15 protein-coding genes are annotated in these 15,140 nt (G+C 28.3%); 4 read left to right on the top strand and 11 right to left on the bottom strand.

Going from position 1 to position 15,140, the window contains the following annotated elements; all coding sequences use genetic code 11:
- Nucleotides 1–238: 238 nt before the first annotated feature.
- From ARA56_RS00190 to hypF, 5 genes are all read right to left on the bottom strand, one after another.
- Nucleotides 239–1,075, bottom strand: coding sequence for a glycerophosphodiester phosphodiesterase family protein (locus ARA56_RS00190; protein ID WP_084758913.1), 837 nt, complete (start codon nt 1,073–1,075; stop codon nt 239–241).
- Between the two features lie 202 nt (nt 1,076–1,277).
- On the bottom strand, nt 1,278–2,291 hold the full coding sequence (hypE, locus tag ARA56_RS00185) for a hydrogenase expression/formation protein HypE (protein WP_172675726.1): 1,014 nt from the start codon (nt 2,289–2,291) through the stop codon (nt 1,278–1,280).
- Nucleotides 2,292–2,299: 8 nt separating this feature from the next.
- A complete protein-coding gene (hypD, locus tag ARA56_RS00180) occupies nt 2,300–3,379 on the bottom strand; it encodes a hydrogenase formation protein HypD (RefSeq protein ID WP_055262722.1) in 1,080 nt (359 codons plus the stop codon).
- Between the two features lie 10 nt (nt 3,380–3,389).
- Nucleotides 3,390–3,611 carry a HypC/HybG/HupF family hydrogenase formation chaperone gene (locus ARA56_RS00175; protein WP_055262720.1) on the bottom strand — a complete coding sequence of 74 codons (222 nt, stop codon included), beginning with the start codon at nt 3,609–3,611 and terminating at the stop codon, nt 3,390–3,392.
- Nucleotides 3,583–5,880: a carbamoyltransferase HypF gene (gene hypF / locus ARA56_RS00170; protein WP_055262718.1), complete on the bottom strand. Its 2,298-nt coding sequence runs from the start codon at nt 5,878–5,880 to the stop codon at nt 3,583–3,585. Before hypF ends, ARA56_RS00175 begins: the two co-directional genes overlap by 29 nt.
- Nucleotides 5,881–6,070: 190 nt before the next feature.
- Here hypF and ARA56_RS00165 point away from each other — a divergent pair, with 190 nt between their 5' ends.
- The 4 genes from ARA56_RS00165 (at nt 6,071) to ARA56_RS00155 (ending at nt 8,088) form a co-directional block, all read left to right on the top strand.
- Nucleotides 6,071–6,349 (top strand): DUF2268 domain-containing putative Zn-dependent protease, encoded by a 279-nt coding sequence (locus tag ARA56_RS00165; RefSeq protein WP_055262716.1) that lies wholly within the window; start codon nt 6,071–6,073, stop codon nt 6,347–6,349.
- Between the two features lie 62 nt (nt 6,350–6,411).
- Entirely contained in the window at nt 6,412–6,570 is a 159-nt protein-coding gene (locus tag ARA56_RS16340) for a TipAS antibiotic-recognition domain-containing protein (RefSeq protein ID WP_341379515.1), read from the top strand.
- 212 nt (nt 6,571–6,782) lie between these two features.
- The gene (locus tag ARA56_RS00160) at nt 6,783–7,247 is read left to right on the top strand and encodes a GNAT family N-acetyltransferase (protein WP_055262714.1); all 465 of its coding nucleotides are present in this window, start codon (nt 6,783–6,785) and stop codon (nt 7,245–7,247) included.
- 154 nt (nt 7,248–7,401) lie between these two features.
- Complete coding sequence (locus tag ARA56_RS00155; RefSeq protein ID WP_055262712.1) at nt 7,402–8,088, top strand: cadmium resistance transporter; 687 nt, start codon at nt 7,402–7,404, stop codon at nt 8,086–8,088.
- A gap of 170 nt (nt 8,089–8,258) precedes the next feature.
- Here ARA56_RS00155 and ARA56_RS00150 read toward each other — a convergent pair whose 3' ends face one another.
- The 6 genes from ARA56_RS00150 to ARA56_RS00125 all read right to left on the bottom strand — a co-directional run bounded on the left by ARA56_RS00150 (nt 8,259) and on the right by ARA56_RS00125 (nt 15,135).
- Complete coding sequence (locus tag ARA56_RS00150; RefSeq protein ID WP_055262710.1) at nt 8,259–11,078, bottom strand: helicase-related protein; 2,820 nt, start codon at nt 11,076–11,078, stop codon at nt 8,259–8,261.
- 45 nt (nt 11,079–11,123) lie between these two features.
- On the bottom strand, nt 11,124–11,882 hold the full coding sequence (locus ARA56_RS00145) for an EFR1 family ferrodoxin (RefSeq protein ID WP_055262708.1): 759 nt from the start codon (nt 11,880–11,882) through the stop codon (nt 11,124–11,126).
- A gap of 496 nt (nt 11,883–12,378) precedes the next feature.
- Entirely contained in the window at nt 12,379–12,861 is a 483-nt protein-coding gene (locus tag ARA56_RS00140) for a hypothetical protein (protein ID WP_055262706.1), read from the bottom strand.
- 102 nt (nt 12,862–12,963) lie between these two features.
- On the bottom strand, nt 12,964–13,161 hold the full coding sequence (locus ARA56_RS00135; protein ID WP_055262704.1) for a hypothetical protein: 198 nt from the start codon (nt 13,159–13,161) through the stop codon (nt 12,964–12,966).
- Between the two features lie 107 nt (nt 13,162–13,268).
- Nucleotides 13,269–13,718 carry a hypothetical protein gene (locus ARA56_RS00130; protein ID WP_055262702.1) on the bottom strand — a complete coding sequence of 150 codons (450 nt, stop codon included), beginning with the start codon at nt 13,716–13,718 and terminating at the stop codon, nt 13,269–13,271.
- 382 nt (nt 13,719–14,100) lie between these two features.
- A complete protein-coding gene (locus tag ARA56_RS00125; protein WP_055262700.1) occupies nt 14,101–15,135 on the bottom strand; it encodes a M20/M25/M40 family metallo-hydrolase in 1,035 nt (344 codons plus the stop codon).
- Nucleotides 15,136–15,140 lie beyond the last annotated feature (5 nt).

The following is a 15,140-nucleotide window of genomic DNA, read 5'->3' as shown; positions in this document are numbered from 1 at the left end:
TATATATTATCTGAAGTTTTTAACTTAGTTCCTAGAGCTGAAAGTATTATATGTAACTCTTTAGAAGAAATAATTATTCAATCTTCTATAATAATATATCTGTAAAATAACAAAAGACCATGTTCACTTTTGTGTTACATAGTCTTTTTATTGTTAATTTAAAAATTAATACTTTTTTAAATACTACCTTATTTTTTGTTTTAATTTATTGCTTTAAAGTCTTAGGCTTATTTCTTTATTACGGTAATATATTATCAAAAATTATATTATCTGTTTTTTTATAGCCCATGTGCATATGTTCTTCATTTGCTAGAGTCCAAGATAAAATAGGATATTTTGCTTTTAATAATCCTACAGATAAATTATCTACAGAATTTAAATCATAAGCTATAACATGAGGTTTACTTTTAAAGTTTAATAATAAGTTTTTAAGAACAAATACTTCATACCATTCTAAAGTATTATTTGGGTCATCTGTAAAATCACTAGATAACTGACATCTTATAACTTCACTTGCATTATTTTTAAACCATTCAAGAGTAAATGGATTAAAAGACTGTACTAGATATCTACCTTCATAATTTTCTACAACCTCATAGGTTTTTGCAGCTAAATCTGTAGCTTCTTTCTCATCTTTTAACTCTATCAATATAGGAACTTGATTATCTACTAATTCTAATACCTCTTTTAAAGTTGGTATAGTTTCCTCAGTGTTTTCAAGCTTTAAAGATTTTATTTCATCATATTCAACATCTTTAACATCTCTACTATCACCAGTCATCCTTAATAAGTTGCTATCATGGAATACAATTACTTCTTTGTCCTTTGTTAGTTGAACATCTAATTCTATTGCATATCCACTTTCTATAGCTTTTTTAAATGCTTCCATTGAGTTTTCAGGTACATCACCATTATCTAAGCCTCTATGTGCTATTGGCACAGTAGTTATCCAAGAAAAATCACTATCATCAAGTTTTTCTCCCTGTATTGCATAAATATAAGCGGTAGTTACTACAACTACAAGTAATACTAAAACACTTATTAATCCTATTGTTATTTTCTTCTTCTTTCCCATATAATTTTTATTATTTCCCCCATTTATAAATATTTTATTGATAAAATCACTCCCTATATACCATTAAATACTTATAATTTTACAAAATCAGTCCATATCTCTGATATATTAGGAAGCACCTTTGAACATATTTTACCATATTTTTAGAAATTTGTGTCAAAATTCTACAATAATTACTTATAAGTTTAAGAAATAATTAATTTTAGCATATTCTAACTAAAAGTTCTCCTTCTGGCATATTGATTATTCTCTTACCACCAATTTCAGTTTTTAAATATACTCTATTTTTTTCATCATTTACTACCTCACCTATAATAGCTGCATCCTTCGCCATAGGATGTTTTTTCATAGTATTTAATATTTTTTCAGCATCTTCATTTTCCGCTATAACTAATAACTTTCCTTCATTTGCTATAAATAGAGGGTCTAAACCTAAAATATCGCACATTGAACTTACCTCTTCTTTTATAGGTAGCTTATCCTCATCTATCTCCATACTAACTAAGCTATGTTTCGCAATCTCATTTAATGTAGTTGCAACTCCCCCTCTAGTTGGGTCTCTAAGAACTTTAACCTTCTTGCTCGTATTTAAAATATTCTCTATTAATCCATTAAGTAGTCCACAGTCACTTTTTATTTGTACATCAAAATCTAGATTTTTTCTCATATTCATAATAGCTATTCCATGGTCTCCAATTGTTCCGCTAATTATTATCTTATCTCCAGCAGAAGCTTTGTCCCCTCCAATATATAGATTACTATCCTCTATAACTCCAATACCTGTAGTATTTATAAATATGCCATCTCCACTTCCCTTTTCAACTACCTTAGTATCTCCAGTAACTATTTTAACTTTAGCTTCCTTTGCTGTTTCAGCCATAGAAATAACAATTTTCTCTAAATCAGATATCAATAATCCTTCTTCTATTATAAAACCTACTGTAATATATAGTGGTTTTGCTCCACTCATTGCTAAATCATTTACGGTGCCACAAATAGATAATTTACCTATATCTCCACCTTTAAAAAACAATGGATTAATTACAAATGAATCTGTAGTTACAGCAAGTTTACCATTAATTTTAGGTAATACTGTAGAATCATTTTCCTGCGCTAAATACTCGTTAGTAAAATGCTTATAAAATAAGTCTTTTATTAATTTATTTGTAGCTCGTCCACCACTACCATGTGACAAGGTTATTATGTCCAAATTTATCACCTCTCTTAGTTATATTTATAATATGCTGCACATGTACCTTCCTCTGATACCATACATGCACCTATAGGAGTTACTGGAGTACATACTTTTCCGTACAATTTACAATCATATGGATTTTTAACTCCTCTAAGTATTTCTCCACAAATGCACCCTTTATTGATTTGTGAGTTTACTATATTTATATTGAACTTATTTTTAGTATCATAATTTTTATAATTCTCTTTAAATTTAAAGCCTGTTCCTTCAATTATTCCAAAGCCTCTCCACTGACTATCTGATAATTGAAATACAGTATTTAAAATATTTAAAGCTTTCTCATTACCTTTATTTTTTACTATCCTTGTATATAAATTTTCTAACTTACTTTCACCATTTGCCTTCATTTCTACTAATCTATATATGGCTGAAATAATATCTAAAGGCTCAAAACCAGCTATAACTAAAGGTAATTTTTCTTCAATTGATAAATTTTCAAAAGCTTCAGCTCCTATAACTGCTGCAACATGTCCTGGACAAATAAATCCATCTACCTTTAATTCTTTGTTAGATACTAAGCTTTTCATAACATTAGGCATAGTCTTTAAAGAGTTTAATATTGAAAGGTTATCTATACCTTTTTCCTTTGCATTATATACAGTAAGTGCAATTATTGGAGCAGTTGTTTCAAAACCAACTCCTAAAAACACTACTTCTTTATCTAGATTACTTTTTGCAATCTCTAATGAATCTAATGGTGAAAATACTACTCTTATATCTCTACCTAAGGCTTTTTCCTTTTGAAGAGAGCTATGAGTACCAGGAACTCTAACAAGATCACCAAAGGTTGTAATAATAACATTTTCTTTTTTACATAATTCAATTGCCATATCTATATACTCTTGAGGCGTAACACATACTGGACAGCCTGGACCACTTATCAATTTTATATTTTGAGGTAATAACTCCTTTAAACCACTTTTTAATATACTCATGGTATGAGTGCCACATACCTCCATTATTGTAATATCTTCATTATTAAACCTTTTAAGTTTTTCTAAAATTTCTTTTACTAGCTTAGGATTTTTAAATGATATTAATTCCTTCATACTCTTCACCTTAACTCATAGCATCTGCTAACTCTCTAAAAATTTCTAAAGTCTTTATTGCTTCTTCCCTACATATTTTTTCTATGGCACAGCCTGCATGAATTAATACATAGTCACCTATTTTAGGCTCTTCAATAAGAGATATATTTACCTCTAAAGCTACGCCACCATAACTTACTAAAGCTATATCTCCATTGATTTTTTTAATTTCCGCTGGTACTGCTATACACATTGTTAACATCTCCTTTATAAGCTTCTCTTGCAACCATTAATTGTCCAAAGCTTATCCCACTATCATTACATGGTATTTTTTTATGAGTGAAAACTTCAAAACCTTCTGATATTAAACCATTATATATACCTTCAAAAAGTATAATATTTTGAAAAACACCACCACTTAAAGCTACACAGTTGATATTGCTTTCTTCTCTTATCTTTTTACACATATCTACTGTACAATTTATTATTGAGTTATGAAATTTAATAGCTATAACTTCTTTTCCAACATTACTTTTTATATCGTTAATTATCCCTTTTATAATATTATCTGTATCAATAATATATTTTTCATTTATTTTATTTATCTCATATTTATAGCTTTCAACCTTTGTTTTATCTGATATATTTTCTAAGAAAATTGCTGCCTCACCTTCAAAGGTTACTCTTCTATTAAATCCTACCAACGCTGCAATACCATCAAAAAGTCTTCCCATACTTGAAGTTAAAGGACAGTTAATATTATTTTTTATCATAGTTAATATAAGCTTAGTTTTCTTATTATTTAACTCTTCAGGTAAATAGTCATATATTTCTTCACCATAAGTTTTATAAAGCTTAGATAATGCTATTTTCCAAGGTTCTTTTATTGCACTTTCTCCACCTGGTAATGAAAAATAATTTAAATGCCCTACTCTTTTATACTCCTGTAAGTTGCATATTAAGAACTCCCCACCCCAAATATTTCCGTCATCTCCATAGCCTGTCCCATCATATGCAACACCTATTACTTTTTCATTAATATTATTTTCAGCTATGCAACTTGCTATATGAGAATGATGGTGCTGAACTGCAACTCTTTCACCTTTAAAATTATTAACTAAATCATTACTCCAATAATCTGGATGTAAGTCATATGCAATTATTTCTGGCTCTATTTTATAAATCTGCTTAAAATTATTTAAATTTCTCTCAAAGCTATTATAAGTTTTTGCATTTTCCATATCGCCTATATATTGACTTATAAAAATATTATCTTCTTTAGAAATTGCTAATGTATTTTTTAGATGTGAGCCACAAGCTAAAATTTTACCTGAACCTTTCATATTCACTGTAATAGGTGAATATCCTCTAGCTACCCTAATTGTTCTTTCATCTTTTAAAGATACTCTCGTTACTGAATCATCTATAGGTAAATAAATATCTCTATTATGCATCAAAAAATAATCTACAATATTATTTAATCTTTCCATTGCCTCTTCATTTTTATAAATCATAGGCTCTCCACTTATATTAGCACTTGTCATAACTAAAATTTCTATTCCTTCATCAAATAATAGATAATGTAATGGTGTATAAGGAAGCATTACACCTAAAGTCTTATTATATGGAGCTAAATTATCTGGTAGCTGTATCTCCATTCTTCTTTTTAAGATAACTATAGGTCTTTTGTTACTTAAAATTACCTCCTCTTCTCTTTTGCTTAAATAACAATATTTCTTTGCCACCTCTAAATCTTTAACCATAACTGCCATAGGCTTATAAGGTCTCTTCTTTCTATCACGAAGTAATTTTATAGCTTCATAATTTCTACCATCACAAACTAAATGAAAGCCTCCAATCCCTTTAATAGCTAAAATTTTTCCTTTCTTAATTAAAGATATTACTTCTTTAATTGAATCATTTGTATCTATCTTTTGATTTTTATTATCTACAAGACAAAGTTGTGGTCCACATTCTGGACATGCGTTAGGCTGTGCATGAAACCTTCTATCTAATGGATTTGTATATTCTTTTTTACATTGAGGACACATTTTAAAAGCCTCCATTGTAGTTGTTTTTCTATCATAAGGAAGCTTTTTTATAATTGAAAATCTAGGACCGCAATTTGTGCAATTAGTAAATGGGTATCTGTATCTTCTATTTTTAACATCAAAAATTTCTTCCTTACAATCATCACATATTGAAATATCTGGTGATATAAGTTTTGATATATTCTCTTCTTCTTTACTAAATTTAATTTCAAAGTTCTCATATCCAATTAACTCTTTAGAATGAATAGTTATATTTAAAACCTTAGCTAATGGTGGAGTATTATTTTTTAATATTTCTATAAATGAAAGAACCTGCTCTTCCTCTCCTTCAATATCCACAATAACACCTAAAGAAGTATTATTAACCCATCCCTTTAAATTTAAATCAACTGCTAACTTATATACAAACGGCCTAAATCCAACACCTTGTACTATCCCCTGAACTAATATAACTTTTCTTAATTTATTCATATAATCACACTCATAAAATACATATTAATCTCTTATTATTATTGAAATTATTCTATTTATATTTATAAACTGTTTAAACAATACATGTTTAAAAATATATAAAAAAAGCATTGACCCTTACGTTACGTAATAGTGTACTCTTTAATTGTGGTTCGAACACAACGCTAAAATACGAAATGAGGATTTAATTATGAATATTAAAGCAATTCGATCTGATGATATTTATCGCAAAATGATGACTGCATCAAAGGAAGAAAAAGAAAATATTTATCGATATGAGCTGATGAAACCTTTTGAATTCAAGTGGCAATGTATAGGCATCCCACTGAAATCAGAAACTGATGGTGGATATGCTTGCGGTTACGCTTTAATCCAACACTATTTAGAAAAGACAGGAAAATCTATATATGAGGCAACAATAACACCAACCGCAGATATCTTAAAGGAAACGGAGTCTTTCTGGAAGTAAAAATAAATGAGATTGCCGAAAATCGTCATATTCAACCAAATAGCAAGGAAGCTCAAGCTCTTGTGGAAAAATGGCAATGTTACATTACCGCTAATTTTTATAATTGTACAAAAGAGATATTATCTTATCTTGGACTGATGTATATCGGTGATGAACGCTTTACCCAAAATATTGACCAAAACGGAGAAGGTACTGCTGCATTTATTTGCTACGGCGATTGAGATTTATTGCAGAAAATTAGCATAACTCGAAACAGAAATAAATTACAATTTCTAGTGAATATCAGGAGAACAATCTAATATTATTGTGAACTAAATGACCTTTGAAAATTAAATAATACCGTAATTTATAATTAATATATAAATTACGGTATACTTGCTATATAATTGTATTAAATCATTAGTGAAATATGAATTTGCAAAGGGGATTAGGAATGCTTATAAGAAGGTATGAAACATCAGATTGCAAAGTGTTAACGGAACTGTTTTACAATACAGTACATTCTATTAATGCAAATGATTATACAAAAGAACAGTTAAATGTATGGGCAACAGGGTCTGTCGATTTAGAGAAATGGAATCAATCTTTAATGTCCCATTTTTCAGTTGTTGCAGTTGAAGATGGAATTATAGTTGGTTTTGGTGATATAGATAAAACAGGATATCTAGATAGATTATACGTTCATAAGGACTATCAACATCAAGGAATTGCAACTGCAATTTGTGATAAATTAGAAAGTATTTTTGATGTTGAAAAAATAACTACATATGCTTCAATTACAGCAAAACCATTTTTTGAAAAGAGAGGGTACAAGGTTATTAAAAAACAAACTGTAGAAAGAAAAGGGGTTTTGTTACAAAATTACGTTATGGAGAAATCTACAAATTTTAATTTATAGTGAAATTTAGAATATCAATATATAATTTATAGTGAAATTTAGAATATGAATATGATATTATTGCGAAGTAATTAGTAAAGACCTTCTTTTAAAGTTGAATAATACGTTGTCTAATGAATATGTTATATTATGAGTTATTATAAGGTGGGATACGATGTTTGGAACAATACTAACAGCATTAACTTCATTTGTAGCCACAAATATTGATGATATTTTTGTACTTATGCTGTTTTTCTCACAAATAAATAATAGTATGAAAACACGTCATATAATTATTGGACAGTACTTAGGAATAAGTGCTTTAATAGCAATAAGCATTATAGGAGCTTTAGGTATATCCATAATTCCAAATGAATATGTAGGTTTGCTTGGACTAGCCCCAATATATTTAGGAATAAATGAATATATTAAATATAAAAAAGAGAGAAAAGATATAGAAAGTACAGAGGATCAAGAAAATAGAATTAGTAAAAATAATAACTTAGAGAAAACAACAGAAAATGATGATAATAGTATAACAAAAGTTATAAAAAGCTTGATTAACCCCAGTGTTTTTAAAGTAGCTAGTGTGACTTTAGCTAATGGCGGAGATAATATAGGGATTTATATACCACTTTTTACAAGTATGAATTCAATGGATATTTTTATAACAGTGGTAATATTTATTCTTCTTATAGCATTATGGTGCTATATTGGTAAAAGTTTATCTGAATACCCCTTTATTCAAAGAAACATTGAAAAATATAAACATATAATTATTCCAATAATATTTATAGGATTAGGGATATTCATAATAATAAAATCTGGTACAATACCACTAATATATAAGAAAATATTCTGATATAGCAAAAAATATAAAATTAGTTTTATAAAAATACCGCATTATTCAATAGTAAATATTCAGTATTTCTTAGTACTCAACTTAAAAATATTGTGCAATTTAAAAGGATGTCCCTATTGGACATCCTTTATGTTATACCTTTTTATACATTATTTTAAAACAAAGCTAATTTAATAATATCCTCTTCTGCTTCTTCTTGCTCTGAAGTCTGGTTTTCTTCTTTCCCTAAATCTAAAATTAAATCTTTCGCCTTTAAGCTCCATCATTTTTTCCTTACAGAATCTACATCTATCACTTGGATAATCCCATGATAGTTTTTTACCACAGTCCTTGCACACTCTTTCATGGTCAAGTAGATTAGTTAAAAGCAACTCATTTATCTTATTTGCTGTATTTTCTTTTTCACTTGAAATATATCTATTATTTATCATCATATTAAAGTTTTTTCCAAAGGAATAGTTTAATTCTAATGATTTATAGTAGCTCTCAAGTTCATCAAGCTCTTTCTTTGTATTTACAATGTTTTTAAGTCTTGGCTTCTTTAAGTTTACTGCTCCTTCACTATACATAATGCAGTACTCTTCCCATAATGCCATTACTGTCTTATTATTTTCTTCAAAAGGAATTGTTGCCATCTTTAACATATCACTTTTAGATGCTTTTATATTAAGAGCTTTTAATCTATTTAAAAGATAAATTATAGTTGTAACATCTGCTTTCTTATAATATCCTTTAACTTTTGCTAAGCTCCATGTCTTTAATGCATCTACAATATCTATATCTAGTTCTAAAAGTGAATCAGGAATTCCTATATAGCATTTATCTATTTTCTTTGTTTCTGCTGTTAAGGCATTCTTTATTAAGTTACTGTCTGTAGCTGCTGTAACATAGCCTTTATCGTAAATTCCTTTACGGCCTGCTCTTCCTGCTATCTGCTTTATCTCAGGAACACTAAGCTTTCTTAAAGATATACCATCAAATTTTCTAGTTTCTAAAAAGACAATACGTTTTATAGGAAGATTTACTCCCATTCCAATGGCATCTGTACAAACTATTACTTCTGTCTCCCCACTTAAAAATCTTTCAAACTGCTTCTTTCTTGTGGAGTATGGCAGTGAGCCGTAAATTATGCTTGTTTTTATATTGTTATTAAGAAGCTGTGCTGAAACTGCTAAAGCTTTCTTTTTACCAAAGACAACTAAAGCATCTCCTTTTTTAACATCTTTATTTAAGTCAAACTTCTTATCTTCAAATATAAGCTCTGTATCTCTTTTATGCTCTATAATTTCATAAGTATCTTTACAATCTTTTATAAGTTTTATTATTATATCCTTAGCTTCTGGAGCCATACATATATGAATTTCTGGAGCTAATACCCCAATTATTGCTCTAGTCCATGCCCATCCTCTTTGCTTGTCAGCTATCATCTGAGCTTCATCTATAACACATATATCATAATGCGTTTCAATCTGTAGCTTTTCTATTGTAGAAGAAATATGTGATGCATATGAAATAATATCCTCTTCTTCTCCAGTTAATAATGAACAGGCTATATTTTCACCTCTTAGCTTATCTTGAACTTCTAATGCTAATAATCTAAGTGGTGCTAAATATACACCTGATTCTGCATCCATAAGCTTTTGTATACTTGCATATGTCTTACCTGTATTAGTTTCACCAACATGAAGATAGAAGTGTCTTTTCATTCTTCTTGCTTCTTCATATTCATCGATTGGACTGTCTAATATTATCTCTTCAATCTCATCTTTAACTTTGTTTTTAATATAGATATTTTCAGATGTCCATATTAACCCCTTAGTACATATCCAAGGGATACATTCTTCAAAGTCCTCCATGTCATCAATAGATGGAGCCTTAGGATTCTCCTCTAAATACTTCTCATAAATAATATTTTCAACTACTGCAACTCTTCTTATAAGCTTGTTAATATCATCTTCTTTAGCTATAAGAGCTTTATTAAAGCCTTTTAGATTAACACTTTTATAGTATCCGAAAATCATCTCTCTAGCATTTTCTAAAAACAGCTTCATATGGTCATCTGTCTTATAAATATTTATGCTATTAAGATTATTTAGCTTGCTATCAATAGAGTTAACAACCTTAACTTTAAGCCTGTTTATCCCCTTTGAATCTTTCGCAGCTTCTTTGCAGTTTTCTATCATAAGCTTAGCTAAGGTTTCTTCATTGTAGCTATTTTCTTCCTTTACAATTTCTGTATAGTATTCATTAGGGATTTCTAATAGCTTGCATCCTTCATTATAAACATCTAACAATAGTTTATCTTCTAATGAAATCACCTTGGCTGAAATATGACTTCCCCATCTAGACTTATATCCATTGCCTATTTCCGTTTTAATCTGCTCTTCTAATCTTACCCTTTTATTATCATCTAGTTCCTGTAAGTCTATATCATAATAAACTTTTCCGTCTCTAGTTCTCTTGTACCACCTTACGCTATTAAAAAGATATTCTGTATTATATCTTTTCTTAAAGCTTTTATATAATTCACCTTTTTTTAGCTCCATAGTTTTTTCTACTTTTTCATATAAAACAGCAGCAATATCCTTTGGAACATACTTATATACTATTTCAGAAATGGTAGCGTTCTTCTTTGGTATATACTTTGATACACCTTTATTAACCTTTTGAACATTTTTAAATTTATCTTTAGACTCATTAGAAAACTCAATTTCTTCTAAAGCTTCAACGTAAGAACCTTCCCAAGATAATTCATATAAAAAGTCCTTTACATACATGTAATCATATATATTAAAAGGTCCATTATCTTTTAAAGTAACTTTAGACTCTGGATTGTACTTATCAAAACTAGAATCATCAATCTTAACTCTATGAGTTGTTCTTATGTAATTTACAATCTCTTTAATCATTTCAATAGTAAATTCAGAATCTATATACTTAGCTATTTCATTTTTTACTTCTTTTCTTAAACTACATTTACTTGAACCCATCTCATCACTTCCTTTGCATTTTTCTCTTTAGTATTATATTTAAAACTATTTCTCATTATATTCTGGACAAAGATATCTGCCATTATTTTCACTTTTCCCTTTTATATTTATGGCTTCTTTTGGACAGTGATGAATACATGAATAACAGTTAATACATTTATCTCCAAACTTAGGTTTACCATCTCTTATTTTAACATTATTAACTGGACAACATTTTTCACATTTTCCACATGTAATACATCTATCTGAAACTACAAAATTTTTGCTGCTAACCATAAATTTATTAAAGGCACCATTTACAGCTGAAGATAAAAGCCAAGAAAAAGGTGTTTTATCATCTTTTTCAATATTTTCATCATTTTTAATTTTTTCTGCAAGCTTTTCAATAACAGGATTTGCTGCATTTAAAATTTCATTTACTTTATCTTTATCTGGCATAGCCTTAGAAATAACATAATTTCCAGGCATCTTAACTCCATAGAATCCTTTAAAAATTAGTCCTTTTTTATCACATATCTTTTTGCAATATTTATAACAGTTTCCTGATTGTGATTCCATTGTTCCAATAAAGTATATCTCATTATTTCCAATAAATTCTGCCTTACTTATTAAATCTTCAATTATAGCTGGAAATCTCCAAGCATAAATTGGAGCTACAATTATAAATGGCTTATCTGATCTAAATGTCTTTGCCATTGTATATTTTATTACATTATTAAGAGATACAACCTCATCATTTATCTTATTTGCTATAGCTTTAGCTACGTATTTACTATTTCCTGTACCGGTAAAAAATAAAATCAAATAATATTCCTCCTATAAAACTAATCTTATACTTAATAAAAGATTTTTTTCATTTATATATATTTAACATAAAAACTCATTTAAAATCTTTACTTTTCATTATAGTAATTTTATATTCTAAAAACTACACTTTTTAAGAATATTTCTCTGAAAAACTTTAATTACAAAAATAATACACTTACTATGTTTACAACATCTTCAGTTTTGAAGTAAAAAAAAAGTTTTTCACATTGAAAATCGCAAGTATTTTCACAAGCCAATCCAGAATAAAATAATAAAGCAAAAGTCGGCAGTATTGAAATGCCTCTCTATAGTAACAGTTTTTTTATTATTTTAACTATCTACTATAAAGGGAACATATCATATCTGCCGACTTTTTAGTTTCTATAACTTTAAAATGTTTCACTTATAAAAAGAATATAAGTGTCAAATCTATATTTTTAAGCTAGTTTATATCTTAAAATTTATTACTCTAATATTAAATTAAGATTTATCTCTATTCCTTTGAATCTATGTATATAGGTAATTTAAATGGTTCATGCCATTGAATAATATCTATATCGTCTAAATTATTTAGCTTTTTTACTTGTTCATAGTACCAATCTTTATCCATTCTATAGTGTTTACTATAGCTTTCATCTGCTAAACTGTAAAAAGTATCTTTAACTTCAACTATTACTTCCTGTATTTCACTTAATTCCCATACGGAATTTTCTCTATTTTCAATAATAAAATTCTCTGAATTGATAATTGAATTTTTTTCTACAAATTCTTCTTTAGGAATAATATTTTTCTCATTTTCTCTTATATACCAAATTCCATTGTCCTCATTAATGTATCTACTAGTATTATCATCATAAATATACCCTACTAAAGGTTCATCAATAATACTTTTTATATCATCATCATTTATTTTATCAGTACACGCTATAAGAGTTATTAAAAATATTGTACTTAAAAGCATTTTTAATATCTTCATTAAATCCCCTCCTTAAAACTTATTTATCTGTTCTAATACAATAAGTCCTTCTTTATACTTACAGAGTAATCCAATCCCAAACTACTTCTCATAAATTTAATATTATTCGTTATTATGTTTAAGCTCTCTTATCTCATCAATGATAGAATATGTACACAGTATCATAGTAAAAACAATTATTGTGGCAACTACAATCCCTATCTCTTGGTAAGCCCCTAACATTTCAAATAAAGTAACAAATATAACAACAATAGCCACTGATAATATACCTGCTTTTATCCAATTTTTTTCATTTCTCATAATCTCTCTCCTCATATCTGCTTAATCTTTAATAATACGTTGTTACACTAAGATTTGACATTAGTTTTTTCTGTTATTTTTCTATTAATTGAATATATAAAATAATGTTATTGTTTTATACTATAAGTACCTTGATTATTTTCAATTGTAATTTCATTAGTTGCAATAATCTTAGATGTTTCTTTATCTTCTATTTGCAATTCAACTTTAAATTCTATAACTGTTCCCTCAACCCAAGAAACTTCTGCAAATAAACCAAGTTCAACTGGTTCACCTGAATTAATTATTTCCTTTTGAGGACCTTTCTCTGGAACAATAAACCCTTCAACATCATCATCACTTTTCAGTATCCAATGATATTGGATTTCCTTATCATATTCTCCTATAACTTTAGGTTTTAATGTTATTGGCATCCCCTTATAAGAATTAGCATCATTAGTAGCAATTATTTCAACACTTAAACTATCTTTGTGTGTATTATCTTCTGTTTTTATTTGACAACCTACTAACCCAATTAGCAATATACTTAAAATTATTGACCATATAACTTTCTTCATAAAAGCCTCCTTATTTCATTTAATAAGCAATATAATACAGTTCTTCGTTAATTGCACACTATTATATTAACATAATTTACTAATTTATTCCAAAGCTTCTTTTTTGTTATAATTTTTAAGTTAAAATTGCAAGATACTTTACCACTTTAATAAAATTATTATCAGTTCAATTATGCTTACGATTTTATATAAAAATTTAATAAAAAACTACTCTAAATTAACTTAAATAATCAATTTAGAGTAGTGTGAATTTTAACGTGATTTTAGTTGCGATTTTAAGTTTTTCATCCTAAACCCGAACCTGTTGACTATGTTTAGTTCATTTTTTATACTAATAAATATCTTTTAAAATAATCTTTAAATCATTAACTTCTTATAGTAACTATCCAATTATATATTGTAGTAATAGTTGATACATATTATTTAGAGAATCAATATGAGTTCTTTCATATCCGTGGCTACCGCTTGTCCCTGGTCCTAATGCCGCATGTCTTACATTGTTACCAGCAGTTATAGCAAAATCTGAATCTGTTCCATATCTTGGTGTAAATACATCAATTTCGTAATCTGCACCAACTTTTTCAGCTGCTTCCACTAGTTCTGTTAACATTTCATAATGGTATGGGAATCTTGAATCCTTCGCAAACAGAGATACTTTCTTCTCACTTGATACCTGTGTTGGTGAAACTGGAGCAATATCTAATGCTATAATATCTTTAGTTCCATCAGGAAGCCATGCTCCTCCATGACCGATTTCTTCAAACATTGTAAAAAATGCTTTCACATTTCTTTTACATACAATATTATTATCTTTTATGTATTTCATAACACCGAGTAAAACTGCTATACAAGCTTTATCATCTATGAAATGGCTTGTGATATATCCATTATTCATATGAAAACCTGCATCTAAGGCTATTATATCTCCAACTCTAATACCTAAATCAAGTACATCTTGTCTACACTTTACATCTTCATCTAATACAAATTCTACATTTGTATTATAATTTAAAGGCGCATTATTATCAGAATCTGGTCTTACATGGGCACAAGAGTGTACTCTTCTCACACATCCTGTATAAATATGACCCTTACGAGTATGTAACCTACAGATTACCCCTGTTGCATCCTCTTCTCTTAATCCTCCTACATTAGTTACCACAAGTGCCCCATTATCTTTGATATAACGTACCATAAGACCTATGTCATCACCATGAGCCATTATCACTAAAGGTTCTCCTTCTCCACCAATATCTGCAATTAATCCACCTTTATGTACTTCTTCACTTGGGATATTCAGTTCTTCCATTTCATTTACAAGATAATTCTGAATTAGACGAAAGTATCCTGTTGTACTATCAATCTCAAGTAACTCCTTTAATTTTTGTATTACATACTCTTCATTAAATTTAAACATTGTCC

Origin of the sequence: Clostridium disporicum (assembly GCF_001405015.1) — a bacterium.
In the GTDB taxonomy this organism is placed as follows: domain Bacteria; phylum Bacillota; class Clostridia; order Clostridiales; family Clostridiaceae; genus Clostridium; species Clostridium disporicum_B.
This window is presented reverse-complemented; position numbering and strand designations above follow the sequence as displayed.

Bases quoted from the DNA above. Each gene is read 5' to 3' on its own strand.
- ARA56_RS00190 (WP_084758913.1), bottom strand. From the start codon at position 1,075: ATGGGAAAGAAGAAGAAAATAACAATAGGATTAATAAGTGTTTTAGTA.
- hypD (WP_055262722.1), bottom strand. From the start codon at position 3,379: ATGAAGGAATTAATATCATTTAAAAATCCTAAGCTAGTAAAAGAAATT.
- ARA56_RS00175 (WP_055262720.1), bottom strand. From the start codon at position 3,611: ATGTGTATAGCAGTACCAGCGGAAATTAAAAAAATCAATGGAGATATA.
- hypF (WP_055262718.1), bottom strand. From the start codon at position 5,880: ATGAATAAATTAAGAAAAGTTATATTAGTTCAGGGGATAGTACAAGGT.
- ARA56_RS00165 (WP_055262716.1), top strand. From the start codon at position 6,071: ATGAATATTAAAGCAATTCGATCTGATGATATTTATCGCAAAATGATG.
- ARA56_RS00160 (WP_055262714.1), top strand. From the start codon at position 6,783: ATGCTTATAAGAAGGTATGAAACATCAGATTGCAAAGTGTTAACGGAA.
- ARA56_RS00155 (WP_055262712.1), top strand. From the start codon at position 7,402: ATGTTTGGAACAATACTAACAGCATTAACTTCATTTGTAGCCACAAAT.
- ARA56_RS00150 (WP_055262710.1), bottom strand. From the start codon at position 11,078: ATGGGTTCAAGTAAATGTAGTTTAAGAAAAGAAGTAAAAAATGAAATA.
- ARA56_RS00140 (WP_055262706.1), bottom strand. From the start codon at position 12,861: ATGAAGATATTAAAAATGCTTTTAAGTACAATATTTTTAATAACTCTT.
- ARA56_RS00135 (WP_055262704.1), bottom strand. From the start codon at position 13,161: ATGAGAAATGAAAAAAATTGGATAAAAGCAGGTATATTATCAGTGGCT.
- ARA56_RS00130 (WP_055262702.1), bottom strand. From the start codon at position 13,718: ATGAAGAAAGTTATATGGTCAATAATTTTAAGTATATTGCTAATTGGG.
- ARA56_RS00125 (WP_055262700.1), bottom strand. From the start codon at position 15,135: ATGTTTAAATTTAATGAAGAGTATGTAATACAAAAATTAAAGGAGTTA.